The organism is Vibrio sinus (assembly GCF_023634645.1).
GTDB classification, from domain to species: Bacteria; Pseudomonadota; Gammaproteobacteria; order Enterobacterales; family Vibrionaceae; genus Vibrio; species Vibrio sinus.
This window is the reverse complement of the sequence record NZ_JAMKMR010000003.1, coordinates 125,888-139,652: the sequence shown is the minus strand read 5'-3', so window position 1 is coordinate 139,652 and position 13,765 is coordinate 125,888. Positions and strand designations below refer to the sequence as shown.

The following is a 13,765-nucleotide window of genomic DNA, read 5'->3' as shown; positions in this document are numbered from 1 at the left end:
TAGATTAATTAAGGTGCGGCATCCGCACCTTCCTAGTTCACTACTTCGGGGCTATTACCAAGTCCTTCATGCATTGCATTAAGAATATCCCCGTTGTCTGCATCAATTTCCCAAGAGAACAAGCCCGCCAACCCCAGCCGACGAACATAATCACCTTTCGCCTTCACCGAGCGAGCATCGTCAAATGTGACTAGCGCTCCTGACTCTCGATTCCAAACCCATGGAGCTTGCGCCTGTGCATCGTAACCGTACTCGAAACCATTAATGCCTTGATGATTAGGCCCTAGCATGTATGCTTTAACTCCTTTGTAATCAATGACACCGCTTTCCCATACTCCTTGCATAGGTGATCCCTTCAATTTTCCATCACCGACACCTGTCATTGGATCGCTAGGATTAGAGAGACTATCGGGTATTACACCTTCCCACCCCCTCCCATACATTGCCACACCCAATACGAGTTTGCTTGGGGGAGCACCTTGCTCTAAAAGAAGCTGGATTCCATTATCTGAAGTGTAAGCTGGGCCTTGATAGGGTTCGCCATTTTCATCAATCCCTGTACCATCACACTGGCCAAGGCGCATAAATTTGCCACAATAAATGGCGGTTTGATGACCTACAACATTGTTCCAAGCACCGTAAAAGTCATAGGTCATCGCAAATATATAGTCCATATATTGCGCAGCATCTTTATAATTCACATCTTCGATTTTGTCATAGCCGACGCCAATAGCTGAGGTCAACTCATAGGTTCGGCCTGTCGATGCCTCTAATTCATCAAGCATTACCCTTAACTCTCGCATCAAAGCAACATAGGCTGGACCATCATTAACTGGGTCTCCTAAATTGGGTGCTGCACCACCTCCTCCAGGAAACTCCCAATCAATATCAACACCATCATAGAACTTCCATGTTGAAAGGAATCTCTTAACAGAGTCAACAAATGTGTCACGGTTAGATTTAGTTGTAAAATCGAAAAATGGATCCGATAACGTCCAGCCACCGATAGAGGGGATGATTTTTAGCTCTGGGTTACGTTTCTTTAACGCCATCAACATGGCATAGTTGCCCTTAATTGGAGAACTATAACGATGTCCAGCCTGTGGGAAAGGCTTTTGAAAGGCTGCCCAGGGGTCATGAATCACCACTTCATAATCAGGAACACCACGGCAAGCCGTCATCAAAGCGTTATAACTATTACCTCCTACTGATTTAAGAGATTCATTCGGACCACAAATTGGAATAAACCCATAAAGAATGTGAGTTAAGTTATCTACTGGCAAATTGTCCACCGTATAATCCCGACCATAAATCCCCCACTCTACAAAATAGGTCCCAACAACGGTGTTGGGGTCGGAATTGTAACGCTTGTTATTAGGGTCAATATTCATGGCGAGCGGCTTCAGGTGTGAGCCATCAGTGTCTGCAACCACCAGTTCAACGGGTTCACTCGAACTGCACCCAGAAGCATCACATGCTTCAACCACCATTTGATAAAGTCCTCCTTTAGAATACTGAAAGCTGGCAGTAGTTTGTCTTCCAGAGATAGTGCCTGTCGCAACCACTAGGCCATCAAAATACACTTTGTAGTGATCCCCAGTAGAGCCACTCCACTGATTAAACTTAATCATCACGTCTGCGCTATTAAAATATTTGACCATTTGATGGTAACCAGACGTCGATTCCATCAATAGTTGAATTTTTGAAAACTGGAGGTTGTTGGAGCCGTATATGTCTACACGTGGGACCGTGGGCAACGCCAACGCCGTACCTGAAATAACTAGCGACAAATACACAGCATATAAAGTCATTCGATTCATTTCTTCTACTCTTATTTCGAATATATTGATTTCTAAAGTCAGGAATTAAGTCTGATCCTTGACTCTCCTTAAACAGCATCTCTAATTGGAGTTATTACCTCTACGGCCTTATAGCCCTCAGTGGATTCCCAACCACTCTAAAGCTGTAGATTGCCTTTTTACTAACGCCCTGATAAGTCGCAGATAAAACAAAGCTCAGCTCGACAGGTAACGGCGCAGTTATAGACGCTGTTTCTATGATGAGAAGATGATTTGAGCCTAATGTTGTCTTCACAGTCGGCCCTGAAATTTGAGACCAACTGACTAAACTCGGCTCTACGCCATCAGCATTAGTAAACAAGTACAGATGCTCGCCATGCGCAACTTGCGCAACTTGCGCACCTTCGAGTTTAGTGAGCAACTTAGGGCTTATCCTAACGTTAAAGTTATCTTTGAGTTTTGTTGCATTTCTTATCGTCAGTCGTCCATACCAACTGGAGTCCCGTGATTGGAAAGAATTACGCGTCGGATCACCTTGAAAATACATGTAATGTTGCATTGGTTCATTCCAATAACCAATGGCAACATCACCATCATGATTTTTCTGATAATAGCCAGTAATATCAGCGGCAATTAATCTATCCCAGTCCTTGATATTCTTTTCCGTTATCAGTAACTCAAAATAGCTGTGTGGTTGCCCTTGCTGACGAAAAACGGTGTACTCAACAATATCGCCAACATCCACCGAGTGGAGTGTTATCTCCTCAGGAATAAAGGCTGAGCCTTGTGATAGGTATGGCATTAGCTCTATACCTGCTCGATTAATAATATTGATGTCACTGCAGTTGTAAAAACCTTCTCCTGCGGGATCGTTCCGTTGCCATCGTACGTAGAGAACGGCGGCACCTTTACGATCTTTTGGAATGGTAATGTCCATAAGATATTTCCTATTTTCTGTCACAGGAATATCGCCGTATTCATTAATGAGTTCCAAATCATCCCAAGCTAATGGCTGAGTTAGATTCGCCGATGGTTTCGTCAGATATATTCTCCAAAACGAGGGATTATGTGGCGCAGTCGCATTAAAGATTAACTGAGACCGACCCACAGGGATATTGGTCTTCTGCCACGGTACAATAGTACTTGCAATGCCACTTTTCTGAGCATCGTTTGCGTAGCAAAGCGTACCATCAGGAATGGCACGCATTACCGCCTCGTGGTTGTCGAAATCGGCAATATTTATCGCGAATTCATTGCGCTGTACGAATGGATAAGCACCTGACGTTAATAGTGCTTGCGCACATGCAGGATCTGGAGGCGTTCCGTTCCAAATTCCGCCTTGATCGTAACATAAGGTTTGTCTTGCAATCGGATATTCTGTCCAACCATGAGCTGAAACTGAAATACTCGTAAATAACGAAAGTATCAACCAGAATTGTCTAACCATCTGACTACTTGATAACGTAACTTTGGGGAAACGGCGTAATTTCATAGTGTCCTCCCAGCCATTTTTCCTTGTGTTTATCTTTGATTACACCTTGTTGATTCAGACTTAAGCAACGACAGTAACTAGGGTTCACCCTAGTTACCTCGTCATTCACTAACACTTTTTAAACATCAACCCATAGCTATGAGTCACTTTCCCATCAATGGTATCTAACGTAATCAGGCCACTTTTACGACGATTTCTCTGGTTATCAACTCTCAATTCTGTTTTGATGACCACCGGTTCCATCGCGTTGCATGAAGACCAAACCAAGCTTTCCAAACCCAAGCGATCACTAATGGTATAGTTCTGCTCGATTGGTCCATGAAATTCGGTATTTAGTCTAGACTCCTGTCTGTTCCCAGCGAAGAAATAAGAAGAGCTTTGTAGAGCTTTAACTTTCGAGTCTAAACTGGCGTACCCCCTGTAATTAACATCTGCAATGGTAAACGCGAGCCCATTGGGAATTTCTAAAACTGCAGTAATTTGGCATGTTTTGCGGTTCTCACGCCTCGGAATAGAAGGCCCTACCTCCGCCGTATATTCATCGAACCCCAGAACAAACGACTTCCCATCAGGCGCAATGGTCCCGGAAACCGTACCATATGGGCACCCTGATCCCGAGGTTTTCAAGTCTTTCACACTGACTTCCGCAGAGCTAAGGTGAACTATTTTTTCACTAGCGAGTACTGTTGGGATCACAAGAAAATTAGAAATAATGACTAAGGCTAAAGTGGCAACGTTACGTTTCATTTTGTCTTCCTTTGCGGTCTAAATGTTGTTGATTTAATTCACAATAATTATAAAAATTAAATTAAAATATTTTCTTGGTGAATCTATTTATATTCAATTAACCTTTAAAGAAGATGTTTTACAATATGAGCCTTTAGTAGTATGTATCATTTATTTTTTGAAAAAAATATAGTTATTAATTCTATCATTCGTGAGATATGGCAAATTTTTACTCCACGCCAAGGTGAAAACTCTAAACCTTATGCGAAGCAACCTACTACGGAGCATAAGTAAAGGGCCTAATTTGACATTTTCACTTAAGTGACCTTCTACTTTTGTAGGAATGTATTACTAATACAATGGCCGTAGGTTACTTCAATACGACGGATGTCAGGTCAATGGATACATGACAATGACAAATCCATACAATTCAGTGACGGACTTAAATGTTAGCAATGCATTAGAATTTGCCGCGACAAACATATAGGTAAACGATATGAAAAAAGCATTTATATTATTAATAATGATGGCCTCTTCCGCTTCCTATGCGGCAACCCACCAGATTGGGGTGGGTCTAGGAGTGGCTAATACTGACGGTCCTAACAATTGGTCTAGTACTGCTGACTTTATAAGTAAGATAGATTACGCGTATCAATTCCATCCCAACTTAGCTGTCGAGGTAGGTTATGCGAACCTCGAGGCTGGTTCCAGTTCTGTATCCGCGTTACTCAACCTTCTGGGTAACAAGCAAGTTGTAGATTATTCAACAGGATATACTGGCCTCAAAGCGAGCGTTTCGCCACTTTCGTTCCTAAACCTTTATGCGGTTGGCGGAGCCAACTACTCTAGTGTAAAACAAACCTACACACCAAGAGGCGGTACAGAGATAACGGACACACATAGAGGCTTGCACCCTTACTATGGCGTAGGAACCGAAGTTGTCATATTTAACACTGTAGGACTGGGAGTTGAATATCGAAAGTTCTTCTTAGCAAATGACTTTGAATCTGATGCTGTATTTGCTGGAATGAATATCAAGTTCTAATTATCCGTAAGTTGCGAGAGCCTGGCGTGTCTTTACATTGGGCCCTCTCACCTCCAGTTTATCAAAACTCGTACCGACTCATTCAGAATATATCCAATTAACTCAACTCATATTTCTTCAGCTCAACATCATGTGCATTAGTGCCCAACGTGAGGAGGACAAATGAAAAAATCAATATATGTGTTATTTATTATTATGCTACTCGCTGTTGTTTTTAATGTTGACTCAAATAAGGTCATTAAAAAAATTAAGCGAATAAACAGTCAACAATACTATGTCACGATATCAGACGATCAGCCTATTAAAAATAGTGAGGTTCACTGGGGATTAACGTATAAATTAGAAGGCTACTCTGAGAAAAACGACAAAAGACTTCTGACATTCAACTCAGATAGAGTTTTAACACCAAGCAAACACCTTCGTGTCTACGTACGTGCAAATGGTGAAGTGATTTCTTGGGAGCAAGTATCTTGTACAAGCATCCCAATGGTAGTTAAAAGTAATATGCATATCAGCTGTTAATGCCGTCCTCCTTCGGGAGGACAAGAAGGATAAACAATGGTTAATTTTAAAACCACTTTCATACTAGGGATTTCACTGTTAGTTTCAAATATGGCTGTATCAAGTGAGCGTATTTTTTCTCAAGCTTCTAAAGGCAGCTTTAATGATGCAGCCATTACTAAACTGTTTGAATCTCGCCCAGAATTAAAATCAGAAATCATTTTTTCTGGTACACCCGAAGACACTTTTCATCAAGCCGTCAACAACAACGCCCTTGCATTTAGTGCCGTTCAAAACAGTACTCTCGATGGAAGACTCGTACCAGCAACAGTCAACGCTTTCCAACTCTACAAGCTCGTGGAAGTCAAAGCATACATTACAACTCCGATTGAAATGTGTGTGTTGATGAATCAGAAAGACAATAAGAAAGGCATAGCAATTAGTCAGATCGCTTCTCACCCGGCAGCGCTCAAGCAGATAAATCGATGGAAGAACTCACTAGTTCCAGTACCGAAAGAAATAGAAGTCCCCAATGGCACAGCGGAAGCGGCAAGGCGTGTTGCAAACAACGAGTACTCGGCTGGAACTGCCGCTATTGGCTCATGCGCCCTAAAAAATGTCTACCCCAACCTTGTCGTCATCGACAAAGGTGTCCAAGACAACAAAGATAACAAAACTACCTTTATGCTTATGAAAGTTGAGCCCAGAGAATCCAAGATTAGTTATGAGGCCGCTCGCAAAGCATTGGCATCAGCCATTGAACAAGGAATAAAACTGTCCGTCAATTCAATACCTGAACCACAGGTTTAAAGCTTTAACAACTCAAATCAGGCCAGAGGCCCTCATTATCGCAATGGTGGGCCCTTTTATTTCACTCGAAACTCACAAAGAATAGACCAAAGTGCCTAAAAGTTTGTCCTTTAATATCTAAACTATTTCGAGATGCAAGCTTCAGCGATATAGATATGGTTTCAATACTAGATAGCAAGCGTGACATTTCATTACAAATTAAGGACAAACATTTTTCTTATTCTTAGGTAATATTCGCCCCCTCAAACGGATAGAGCCCGGTCGGCACATTGAACACTTATGATTCATTTGCACTTTGAGTTCGCTACGGAGATTAATGCTCAAAATAAACGCTAGAGTAATCACCAAATTGATCGGGACATAAGTAAATACAAAAATGATTTTATGTTTACTAGCAAAAAATTAGCGGCTGGAGTAAATCTGTGTATTTGACTCCAGCCTAGAAAGAAATTGTACTGTATAGGTAAGAAAAATGAATTCTAAAATAGTGTTGATTCTGGCTCTCGTCTCTCTGTCGGGAACAGCAATGGCGGCAACTAACTCACCAGAGCAAACAAAAGTAACAGAAAGTTCAATCGATAAGACTCGACTTCAATTGTCTTTGCCTGGTACAAACTGGGGTGAAGGTAATGTGAGTGGGGCGCGAGTGGCACTGTTTTATGGGCGTACCGATAAAGTGACAGGATTTAACTACACTGTACTTGGTGTCTCTGATGTTAAGGAATTTAAAGGCTTCCAACTTGGCTTTCTTGATGTGAACCGCAACCGTGTTGATATGCAAGGCGCTCAATTTGGTTTGGCAAACTGGAACGACAATACCGCTACTGGCGGAAGTTTTGGTCTACTTAACTATACAGGTGAACAGTTCACTGGCGCTCAATTTGGTTTAGTTAACTGGAATGATAATAATGCCTCTAGTGCTAGCTTAGGTCTGGTCAACTATACTGGTGGAAAACAAAAAGGCGTGCAACTGGGCTTGGCAAACTATGCTGAAGAACTTACTGGTTTGCAGCTTGGTTTGTTTAATGCGACAAGTCGTATCGACGAAGGTGTCCAAATTGGCCTGATTAATGTGGAGACATCAGGCACAGTTGTCAGCAAGAATATTCCTGTGCTGCCTATTGTTAACGCTCGATTCTAATACTCTATAGAATATTCTGGGGCTTAATGCGCCCCAGAATCCGCAACAAGTTTGTTGTCTCTACTTGGCCTTTGGTTGATCGCAACAGCCAGCAAAATGATGACTAACGCACTCCAGGTGTAAATGCTTATCGAGTCATGCGCGAACAGCACACCGATAAATACTCCAAACGTTGGTACCAGGTAATTCGTCAGCGAAGTAAAGACTGGGCCTGCCGCAACAATCAGCATCATATATAGTAGGTATACCACGCCTGCACACATGATCCCTAAATATAATATGGAAACAATGGACTTAGTAGTTATCACACCTGGCACGACACTTTGCGTAAGCAAAGAGACAAGAAGTAGCTGAAAACTTGCCGATCCTAATACATTTCTCGCGACTATGATGGGCTGTTCACCACTACATCTTGAAAGCAGCAGCAACGCTAAACCAAATGAGGCCGCAGCCGCCAATATTGCCAGTGGCCCTCGATAATCAAACGCGCTTCCACCTTTTAGTAGGTCAGGGGCAAATAGCACGACAATGCCAATAAACCCGACAATAAGACTGATCACATTAGATTTTGTGACTTTATCATTTGCATTTAAGAATGGTGTAAACAAAACCACAAAAAACGGGATAGTACCGATCAGAATTGAAGTTATCGCCGAAGATAGATACTGTTGCCCCCATGGAACCAACACAAACGGCACCGTTGCTTCTAAAAATCCAATCAACATATATAGCCACCAAGACGTTTTAGACCTTGGTTTAAGATTCATGATCAAACAGATAATGGATAAGGTTATAAACCCGACGATAGCCCTGCCCGCGCCGACAATTTCTGGGGAAAAAGAGGTTAAAGCAGCCTTTTGAAAAATAAACTGAGATCCCCAGATCAAACCAATACCGAACAACAGCAGATACTTCTTTAACATCATAGCCCTTAGGTAAGTAACAAAAAGAGCAAAGAAAGTATCATATAAAACAGGGTGATAGAATAATTATTAATTCATAGGTGGATATGAATCTTTCATATAATCTATAAAGGTGCGCACATGTTTCGGCATATGAGGCCGACGATAGTAGTACATATGCCATCCATCAAATTCTGGGCAGTATTCTTCTAGGATTCGGACGAGACTTCCATCTGCAAAGTATGAGGCAAGCTTATCTTCTGTCCAAAATACAATCCCTGCCCCTTGAATGGCCGTAGAGAGCGCTAACTCTCGACTTGTAGAAGTCAGTGAGCCATCAACATTGATGCTTTTCCAGCGACTTTGCTGAAAGAACTCCCATCGATATACGTACTTTTCAGCCATATAACGCCAGTTGATACAGTTATGTTTAAGCAAATCCTCGGGTTGCACTGGTATACCATACTCGGCCAAGTAATCTGGTGAAGCCGCAGCAGCCATTCTTAGTTTCCCGCTAAGTGGGTAAGCAATCATGTCATTTTGTAGATACTCACCGAGCCGCAATCCGACATCGAAACCCTGCTGAGTTAGGTCAACCACAGCATCTTCGACCACAACATCGAGCTTGATATTAGGATATGCCTTGAAAAAGCCCGCTATCGTCGGTGCTAGGATACATTCGGCAACCGTTGAGGTGCTATGAATTTTCACCGTTCCTGACAACTCATTGGTATGTGATTTGATATCTTGAATCGCTGAGTTTAACTCATTAAACGCGGGATAAATTCTTTTAAACAGTGTCGATCCACTTTCCGTAAGCTTCACACTGCGTGTGGTTCGATTGAAAAGCTGAACGCCAACCCTTTGTTCAAGCCTTTTAATGATCTGGCTCAGCGCAGAGGGTGTTACCCTAAGCACCTTAGAAGCCAAAGTGAAACTGCCATTGTCCGCAACCGCAAGAAAGGCTCGGAATTCGGCATACTCTCCATCACGCATCATTATATCTCTTAAGCTAAATAGTCCATGTAGATTATGAAGTATAGAAAGCCAATCGTAAACCCATCATACTCTTTTTCAACGAAACCCGATGGAGAAAAACAATGAACGCATCTCGATTTGATATTGGCCTAATGCAACTAAACAAAATTGATGGCGAAGCAGGAGAAAAAGTGATCGCAAGTCTTCAAGAAATTTGTCCAGATCTTGCCAAGAACATTATAGAGTTTGGTTTTGGTGACATCTATTCACGACCAGAGCTGGATCTCAAATCAAGAGAAATCGCAGCGGTGGCCGCGCTTACCGCATTGGGTAATTGCCAGCCTCAACTTGCCGTACACCTTAATGCTGCATTAAACGTTGGTTGCAGCGAAACGGAAATAAAGGAAGTCATTTTGCAAATGGCGGGATATGCGGAATTTCCAGCAGCGATCAATGGAATGTTTGCCTTTAAACAGGTATTGGAAGAACGAAGCGGAAACCATTAAAACTGTGTGTAGTTCGATAAAATTTTATCAAAAGTGCCGTTGTCACGTATGGTTTGCAAGCCAGTATTGAACTGCTCAATCAGGTTAGCAGAGTACTCCCCTTTTACTTTACCCGCTATAACATATTGATGGTTCCTCAGTAGAGGTTTGTCATTGTGGGTAATTACATCTCGCACTTCTTGAGGAAACTCAGCGAGAATATAATAACCAACATGAGCATCAATTGGTGTAGCATCCACTCGCCTTCGAAAAACCTTTTGGATGGCGAGTGCATCTGTCTTAGCAACATCTACCGTCAAACCTGCGCCACGCAACACGCCTTCATGTGAATAGCCTAAAGTAGCACCGATATTATAATTCTCGAGATCACTCATGTCCGACCAAGTGAAGTTACTGTCTTTATGGTAAAAAAAGACCTCTTCAATCGGATATAAAGGGTCGGAGTAATAAAAATGTTTTTCTCTTTCTTCTGTCTTAAACCAACCGAAGCTAATATCGACCTTACCCGCCTTAGCCTCTTCCATCGCTCTTTTCCAAGGTACACGCCGGAGCTTGACCTGATAACCTGAGCTTTCATACGCAGCGATGACGATTTCTTCTGCGAGTCGTGCATTTGGATCTGTTTTAGAGGTATAAGGCGGGTACTCTCCAATCGTTGCGACAATGGTTTGGCCGTACGATTGGACCGTAACAGATGTGAGAAACACGAATAACAACCATTTTAACCAAGACAACATAACAGCCCAAAGTGCGCAAAACCTTATACTAAAGCTAGTTGTTGTCGCCAGTTGTCGCAAACAATCTCAATAGTTTTGGTTAACTAAGTTTAGGCGGCATATCGAGCAAGAAACATTTCTGCCGACTCTTGTGCGATCTCTTGCATCTCTTCCTTCGACAGCTCTTCGCACATCCCCATTAACTGAGGCCAGAAACCAGCACCTTTCACTAAACTATGCAGTTGACGGTTAGCAAACTCTACGTTGAGCTCTTTGAGTTGATTTTCAGTCCTAGCGGCTTTAATCCAACGATGAATCACCGTTTCTTGTTTAGAGACTTTTTCAAACTCCTTTTGCAACTCGTTTGAATTATAAAATAAATAGCCAAACGCGACCCGAGCAAGATCCAAATACTCTCTCGACCCAATGAACTCAAGCTCTGCAAGCAAAATCTCGGACAACTGGGCTTGTAAACTAATGGTGCCTTGAAACTCCACCTCCCTATCGACGATCGCTCTTTGCCAAAGCTCCGCCAACAAGTGCATCACTAACTCTTCTTTGGACGCAAAGTGGTTGTAGACCGTCCGCTTAGAGACACCTGCTATTTGAGCTAGCTTTTCCATGCTAGTCCCTTGCACTCCAAAATCCTTAAAAGCAGTTGTAGCGGCGTTAATGATCGCTTCTCGCTTTATTTCACTGCGAGTTTTCTTTTTTTCACTCATTTTTTGTTAGCAATTTAAATTCGTTTTCACTAATTCTACACCGATGGGTTTACTTTTCAATTCCACAAAAGTAAACTGCACAGTATAGTTTACTTTTGTGAAATAAAACTAAACGATTTAGAAGGTGGACAGTTATGAGATCTTACAAGGTTGCTTCAAATAGAATTCACAACAAATTCGTAAACGCGCCAAACCCTAACAATGAAGATCCATCAGCAAGCTTGTGGCAGATAAGTCGAGCCTATTTTACTGCTGAGCGCCAAGGTCGAGAGCCCGAGTCGCAAATACCTGTTTTGCCCATACAACCAGCTCAGCTAGACAAACAGCACAACAGTATATTTCGTTTAGGCCATTCGACTGTACTTATGCAGTTGGATGGAAAGTTAATTCTAACCGACCCGGTATTCAGCTATCGCGCTTCACCCTTCCAATGGATGGGCCCTAAGCGATTTCATCAAAGTCCAATCAGCACCGAAGCACTTCCAGATATTGATGTCGTCGTTATCAGTCATGATCACTACGATCACTTAGATAAATCTGCAATCAATATATTGAAGGATAAAGTAAAAAAATTCGTCACCCCACTGGGTGTAGGGCAACATTTAGTTAGGTGGGGAGTCAGCTCAGGCAATATCATTGAACTCGACTGGTGGCAGAGTGTCACTATTGACGGTATCAACTTTGTCGCAACACCTGCACAACACTTCTCGGGAAGAGGCCTTCGCGACGGCAACAAAACGCTATGGGCTAGCTGGGTTATACAGAGTAGCAATAAAAGTGTGTTTTTTAGCGGTGATAGTGGCTATTTCGACGGTTTCAAACAAATTGGCGATGAATATGGACCGTTTGATATTACGTTAATTGAAACTGGCGCTTATAACGACATGTGGAGCAGTGTGCATATGATGCCAGAGCAAAGCTTGCAAGCTCATTTGGATCTTGGTGGACACCATATGTTACCCATCCACAATGGCACATTTGATCTGTCTTTTCACACTTGGTTTGAGCCACTAGAGCGCATCCTCGCTCTAGCCAATGAGAACAATGTAAGTTTACTCACTCCAAAGTTCGGTCAGGAGGTAACGTTAGATAGGTCACTGGAGACAAGTCGGTGGTGGAGAGAAATGCTCGAAATTCGTGTTAGAGAAAATCTAACAGCAGCAGAACTATAGGTGGTATTTAGGAAAAACCGAATCCTGAAGGTCCCGTCTATGAGAGATAGCATAATTGTATCGATGCTTGTGATAAGGTAACTAACTGAAATCCATCATATTGGTCAAATTAAACAATATTTAACTTTTAATTCATCCGCATTGAATTATATGCCCTAGAATTCATAATGTTATTTCCACATAACATATGGTCTGACCACTATCCCAGTCAATTAATTTAACAGCAAAGTATCTTAACTATGATTAAAAAAATAATATTTGTATCTACAGTTGGTTTATTAGCACTTTCTAATGCTTATGCAGGAACTATAACGTTATCTAATCAAACACAAATCAATATGGACAATATTGTTATAACACTAAATAATCTTCCTCCTTTAAAGCGTTTAGATTATTCAGCCAAGAATAGTTCAGCTTCTGTCCCGCTAAATATAGATAGTGGACAGCACGTCACCTTTAGTATTCCAAGTAGTGTTGGCCGAGCCCAAGGCTTTGAAAAACTAGAAATAAAATTCAAAGCTAATTTTGATGATTCTAATAACCCTTATTACGACATTGTGATGGATGGTCCTTCAGAATATTGTAGTGACTTTAATTTCTGTGGGAAGCTGGGTGACATTAACTCTGCATCCAAAATGATACCGGGGAGTAACTCGAATATATTTCTCAACTTTATCGGCTTTTCACCAGTATTGAATAGCAATGATAAACTCGTGTTAGACCGAAATCACATTGTTACTGGTCTATCAGCATTCACTTCAAATGGAGAAATAGTGTACAGTTATGGAACAACTGCATTTCCGTCAACTTTCAGTGGGTAAAATACATAAAGAATCCTCCTATGTAATTTATGTTAACTGCCTAAAATAACCAAAATTAAGCTAAGCCACACTGACTTACGTGGCTTGGCTTAACCTTATTTAATAACTTAGACCTATTGTCTATACCCAAGTTACCTCAAGATGCGAGTTTCAGCGAGATAGATAAGGCTTCAATGCTAGGCAGGGGTGTGAGACATAGTCATTCTACGTTGAACATCCCTAACAACGCAGTGAAGCCTTATCTACTCGCCCTCTGGGAGCGGTGTGAGTGGCCCACTTTCGCGTCAAAGGCCTTTGAAATGGATGACCATTCCTGCAGACCTTTTTCTTAAATTGGGCCACTCACATCGCTCTGAATTCTGCATCTTGAGGTAACTTGGGTATATATATTATCTTGGTATAAATATTTTCCACACTGGCCAACCACCCACATA

The 13,765-nt window shown here is 41.9% G+C and carries 13 protein-coding genes and 1 pseudogene; 7 read left to right on the top strand and 7 right to left on the bottom strand.

The window, feature by feature from the left end; all coding sequences use genetic code 11:
- Nucleotides 1-35: 35 nt before the first annotated feature.
- The 3 genes and pseudogenes from M9194_RS04580 to M9194_RS04570 form a co-directional block, all read right to left on the bottom strand.
- Nucleotides 36-1,820: pseudogene (locus M9194_RS04580) on the bottom strand (glycosyl hydrolase family 18 protein); the annotation flags it as partial.
- A 100-nt stretch (nucleotides 1,821-1,920) separates the two neighbouring features.
- On the bottom strand, nucleotides 1,921-3,291 hold the full coding sequence (locus M9194_RS04575) for a lytic polysaccharide monooxygenase (protein ID WP_250611394.1): 1,371 nt from the start codon (nucleotides 3,289-3,291) through the stop codon (nucleotides 1,921-1,923).
- Nucleotides 3,292-3,399: 108 nt separating this feature from the next.
- Nucleotides 3,400-4,038: a DUF4360 domain-containing protein gene (locus tag M9194_RS04570; protein WP_250611392.1), complete on the bottom strand. Its 639-nt coding sequence runs from the start codon at nucleotides 4,036-4,038 to the stop codon at nucleotides 3,400-3,402.
- A gap of 475 nt (nucleotides 4,039-4,513) precedes the next feature.
- Between M9194_RS04570 and M9194_RS04565 the strand changes: the two genes are divergently transcribed.
- From M9194_RS04565 to M9194_RS04550, 4 genes are all read left to right on the top strand, one after another.
- The gene (locus tag M9194_RS04565; RefSeq protein WP_250611390.1) at nucleotides 4,514-5,062 is read left to right on the top strand and encodes an outer membrane beta-barrel protein; all 549 of its coding nucleotides are present in this window, start codon (nucleotides 4,514-4,516) and stop codon (nucleotides 5,060-5,062) included.
- 162 nt (nucleotides 5,063-5,224) lie between these two features.
- Entirely contained in the window at nucleotides 5,225-5,584 is a 360-nt protein-coding gene (locus M9194_RS04560; RefSeq protein WP_250611388.1) for a YxeA family protein, read from the top strand.
- A gap of 36 nt (nucleotides 5,585-5,620) precedes the next feature.
- Nucleotides 5,621-6,373 carry a prephenate dehydratase domain-containing protein gene (locus M9194_RS04555; protein WP_250611386.1) on the top strand — a complete coding sequence of 251 codons (753 nt, stop codon included), beginning with the start codon at nucleotides 5,621-5,623 and terminating at the stop codon, nucleotides 6,371-6,373.
- 472 nt (nucleotides 6,374-6,845) lie between these two features.
- Nucleotides 6,846-7,514, top strand: coding sequence for an LA_2272 family surface repeat-containing protein (locus M9194_RS04550; RefSeq protein WP_250611384.1), 669 nt, complete (start codon nucleotides 6,846-6,848; stop codon nucleotides 7,512-7,514).
- Nucleotides 7,515-7,537: 23 nt separating this feature from the next.
- Here M9194_RS04550 and M9194_RS04545 read toward each other — a convergent pair whose 3' ends face one another.
- Nucleotides 7,538-8,437: a DMT family transporter gene (locus M9194_RS04545; RefSeq protein WP_250611382.1), complete on the bottom strand. Its 900-nt coding sequence runs from the start codon at nucleotides 8,435-8,437 to the stop codon at nucleotides 7,538-7,540.
- A 69-nt stretch (nucleotides 8,438-8,506) separates the two neighbouring features.
- Nucleotides 8,507-9,415: a LysR substrate-binding domain-containing protein gene (locus tag M9194_RS04540; RefSeq protein ID WP_250611380.1), complete on the bottom strand. Its 909-nt coding sequence runs from the start codon at nucleotides 9,413-9,415 to the stop codon at nucleotides 8,507-8,509.
- 101 nt (nucleotides 9,416-9,516) lie between these two features.
- Between M9194_RS04540 and M9194_RS04535 the strand changes: the two genes are divergently transcribed.
- Nucleotides 9,517-9,900, top strand: coding sequence for a carboxymuconolactone decarboxylase family protein (locus M9194_RS04535; RefSeq protein ID WP_250611378.1), 384 nt, complete (start codon nucleotides 9,517-9,519; stop codon nucleotides 9,898-9,900).
- On the opposite strand, the gene M9194_RS04530 is transcribed toward M9194_RS04535, so the two are convergent.
- Together M9194_RS04530 and M9194_RS04525 are read right to left on the bottom strand one after the other, a co-directional pair.
- Nucleotides 9,897-10,607 carry a substrate-binding periplasmic protein gene (locus M9194_RS04530; protein ID WP_250611376.1) on the bottom strand — a complete coding sequence of 237 codons (711 nt, stop codon included), beginning with the start codon at nucleotides 10,605-10,607 and terminating at the stop codon, nucleotides 9,897-9,899. The two genes, M9194_RS04535 and M9194_RS04530, sit on opposite strands and share 4 nt — an antisense overlap.
- A 119-nt stretch (nucleotides 10,608-10,726) precedes the next feature.
- The gene (locus M9194_RS04525; RefSeq protein ID WP_250611374.1) at nucleotides 10,727-11,338 is read right to left on the bottom strand and encodes a TetR/AcrR family transcriptional regulator; all 612 of its coding nucleotides are present in this window, start codon (nucleotides 11,336-11,338) and stop codon (nucleotides 10,727-10,729) included.
- A 134-nt stretch (nucleotides 11,339-11,472) separates the two neighbouring features.
- Between M9194_RS04525 and M9194_RS04520 the strand changes: the two genes are divergently transcribed.
- Nucleotides 11,473-12,510 (top strand): MBL fold metallo-hydrolase, encoded by a 1,038-nt coding sequence (locus tag M9194_RS04520; RefSeq protein ID WP_250611372.1) that lies wholly within the window; start codon nucleotides 11,473-11,475, stop codon nucleotides 12,508-12,510.
- Nucleotides 12,511-12,749: 239 nt separating this feature from the next.
- The gene (locus tag M9194_RS04515) at nucleotides 12,750-13,331 is read left to right on the top strand and encodes a hypothetical protein (RefSeq protein WP_250611370.1); all 582 of its coding nucleotides are present in this window, start codon (nucleotides 12,750-12,752) and stop codon (nucleotides 13,329-13,331) included.
- The last annotated feature ends 434 nt before the right edge of the window (nucleotides 13,332-13,765 follow it).

What these genes read in the sequence shown, in the direction of transcription:
- M9194_RS04575 (WP_250611394.1), bottom strand. Translation starts at nt 3,291, where the DNA reads ATGAAATTACGCCGTTTCCCCAAAGTTACGTTATCAAGTAGTCAGATG.
- M9194_RS04570 (WP_250611392.1), bottom strand. Translation starts at nt 4,038, where the DNA reads ATGAAACGTAACGTTGCCACTTTAGCCTTAGTCATTATTTCTAATTTT.
- M9194_RS04565 (WP_250611390.1), top strand. Translation starts at nt 4,514, where the DNA reads ATGAAAAAAGCATTTATATTATTAATAATGATGGCCTCTTCCGCTTCC.
- M9194_RS04560 (WP_250611388.1), top strand. Translation starts at nt 5,225, where the DNA reads ATGAAAAAATCAATATATGTGTTATTTATTATTATGCTACTCGCTGTT.
- M9194_RS04555 (WP_250611386.1), top strand. Translation starts at nt 5,621, where the DNA reads ATGGTTAATTTTAAAACCACTTTCATACTAGGGATTTCACTGTTAGTT.
- M9194_RS04550 (WP_250611384.1), top strand. Translation starts at nt 6,846, where the DNA reads ATGAATTCTAAAATAGTGTTGATTCTGGCTCTCGTCTCTCTGTCGGGA.
- M9194_RS04545 (WP_250611382.1), bottom strand. Translation starts at nt 8,437, where the DNA reads ATGTTAAAGAAGTATCTGCTGTTGTTCGGTATTGGTTTGATCTGGGGA.
- M9194_RS04540 (WP_250611380.1), bottom strand. Translation starts at nt 9,415, where the DNA reads ATGATGCGTGATGGAGAGTATGCCGAATTCCGAGCCTTTCTTGCGGTT.
- M9194_RS04535 (WP_250611378.1), top strand. Translation starts at nt 9,517, where the DNA reads ATGAACGCATCTCGATTTGATATTGGCCTAATGCAACTAAACAAAATT.
- M9194_RS04525 (WP_250611374.1), bottom strand. Translation starts at nt 11,338, where the DNA reads ATGAGTGAAAAAAAGAAAACTCGCAGTGAAATAAAGCGAGAAGCGATC.
- M9194_RS04520 (WP_250611372.1), top strand. Translation starts at nt 11,473, where the DNA reads ATGAGATCTTACAAGGTTGCTTCAAATAGAATTCACAACAAATTCGTA.
- M9194_RS04515 (WP_250611370.1), top strand. Translation starts at nt 12,750, where the DNA reads ATGATTAAAAAAATAATATTTGTATCTACAGTTGGTTTATTAGCACTT.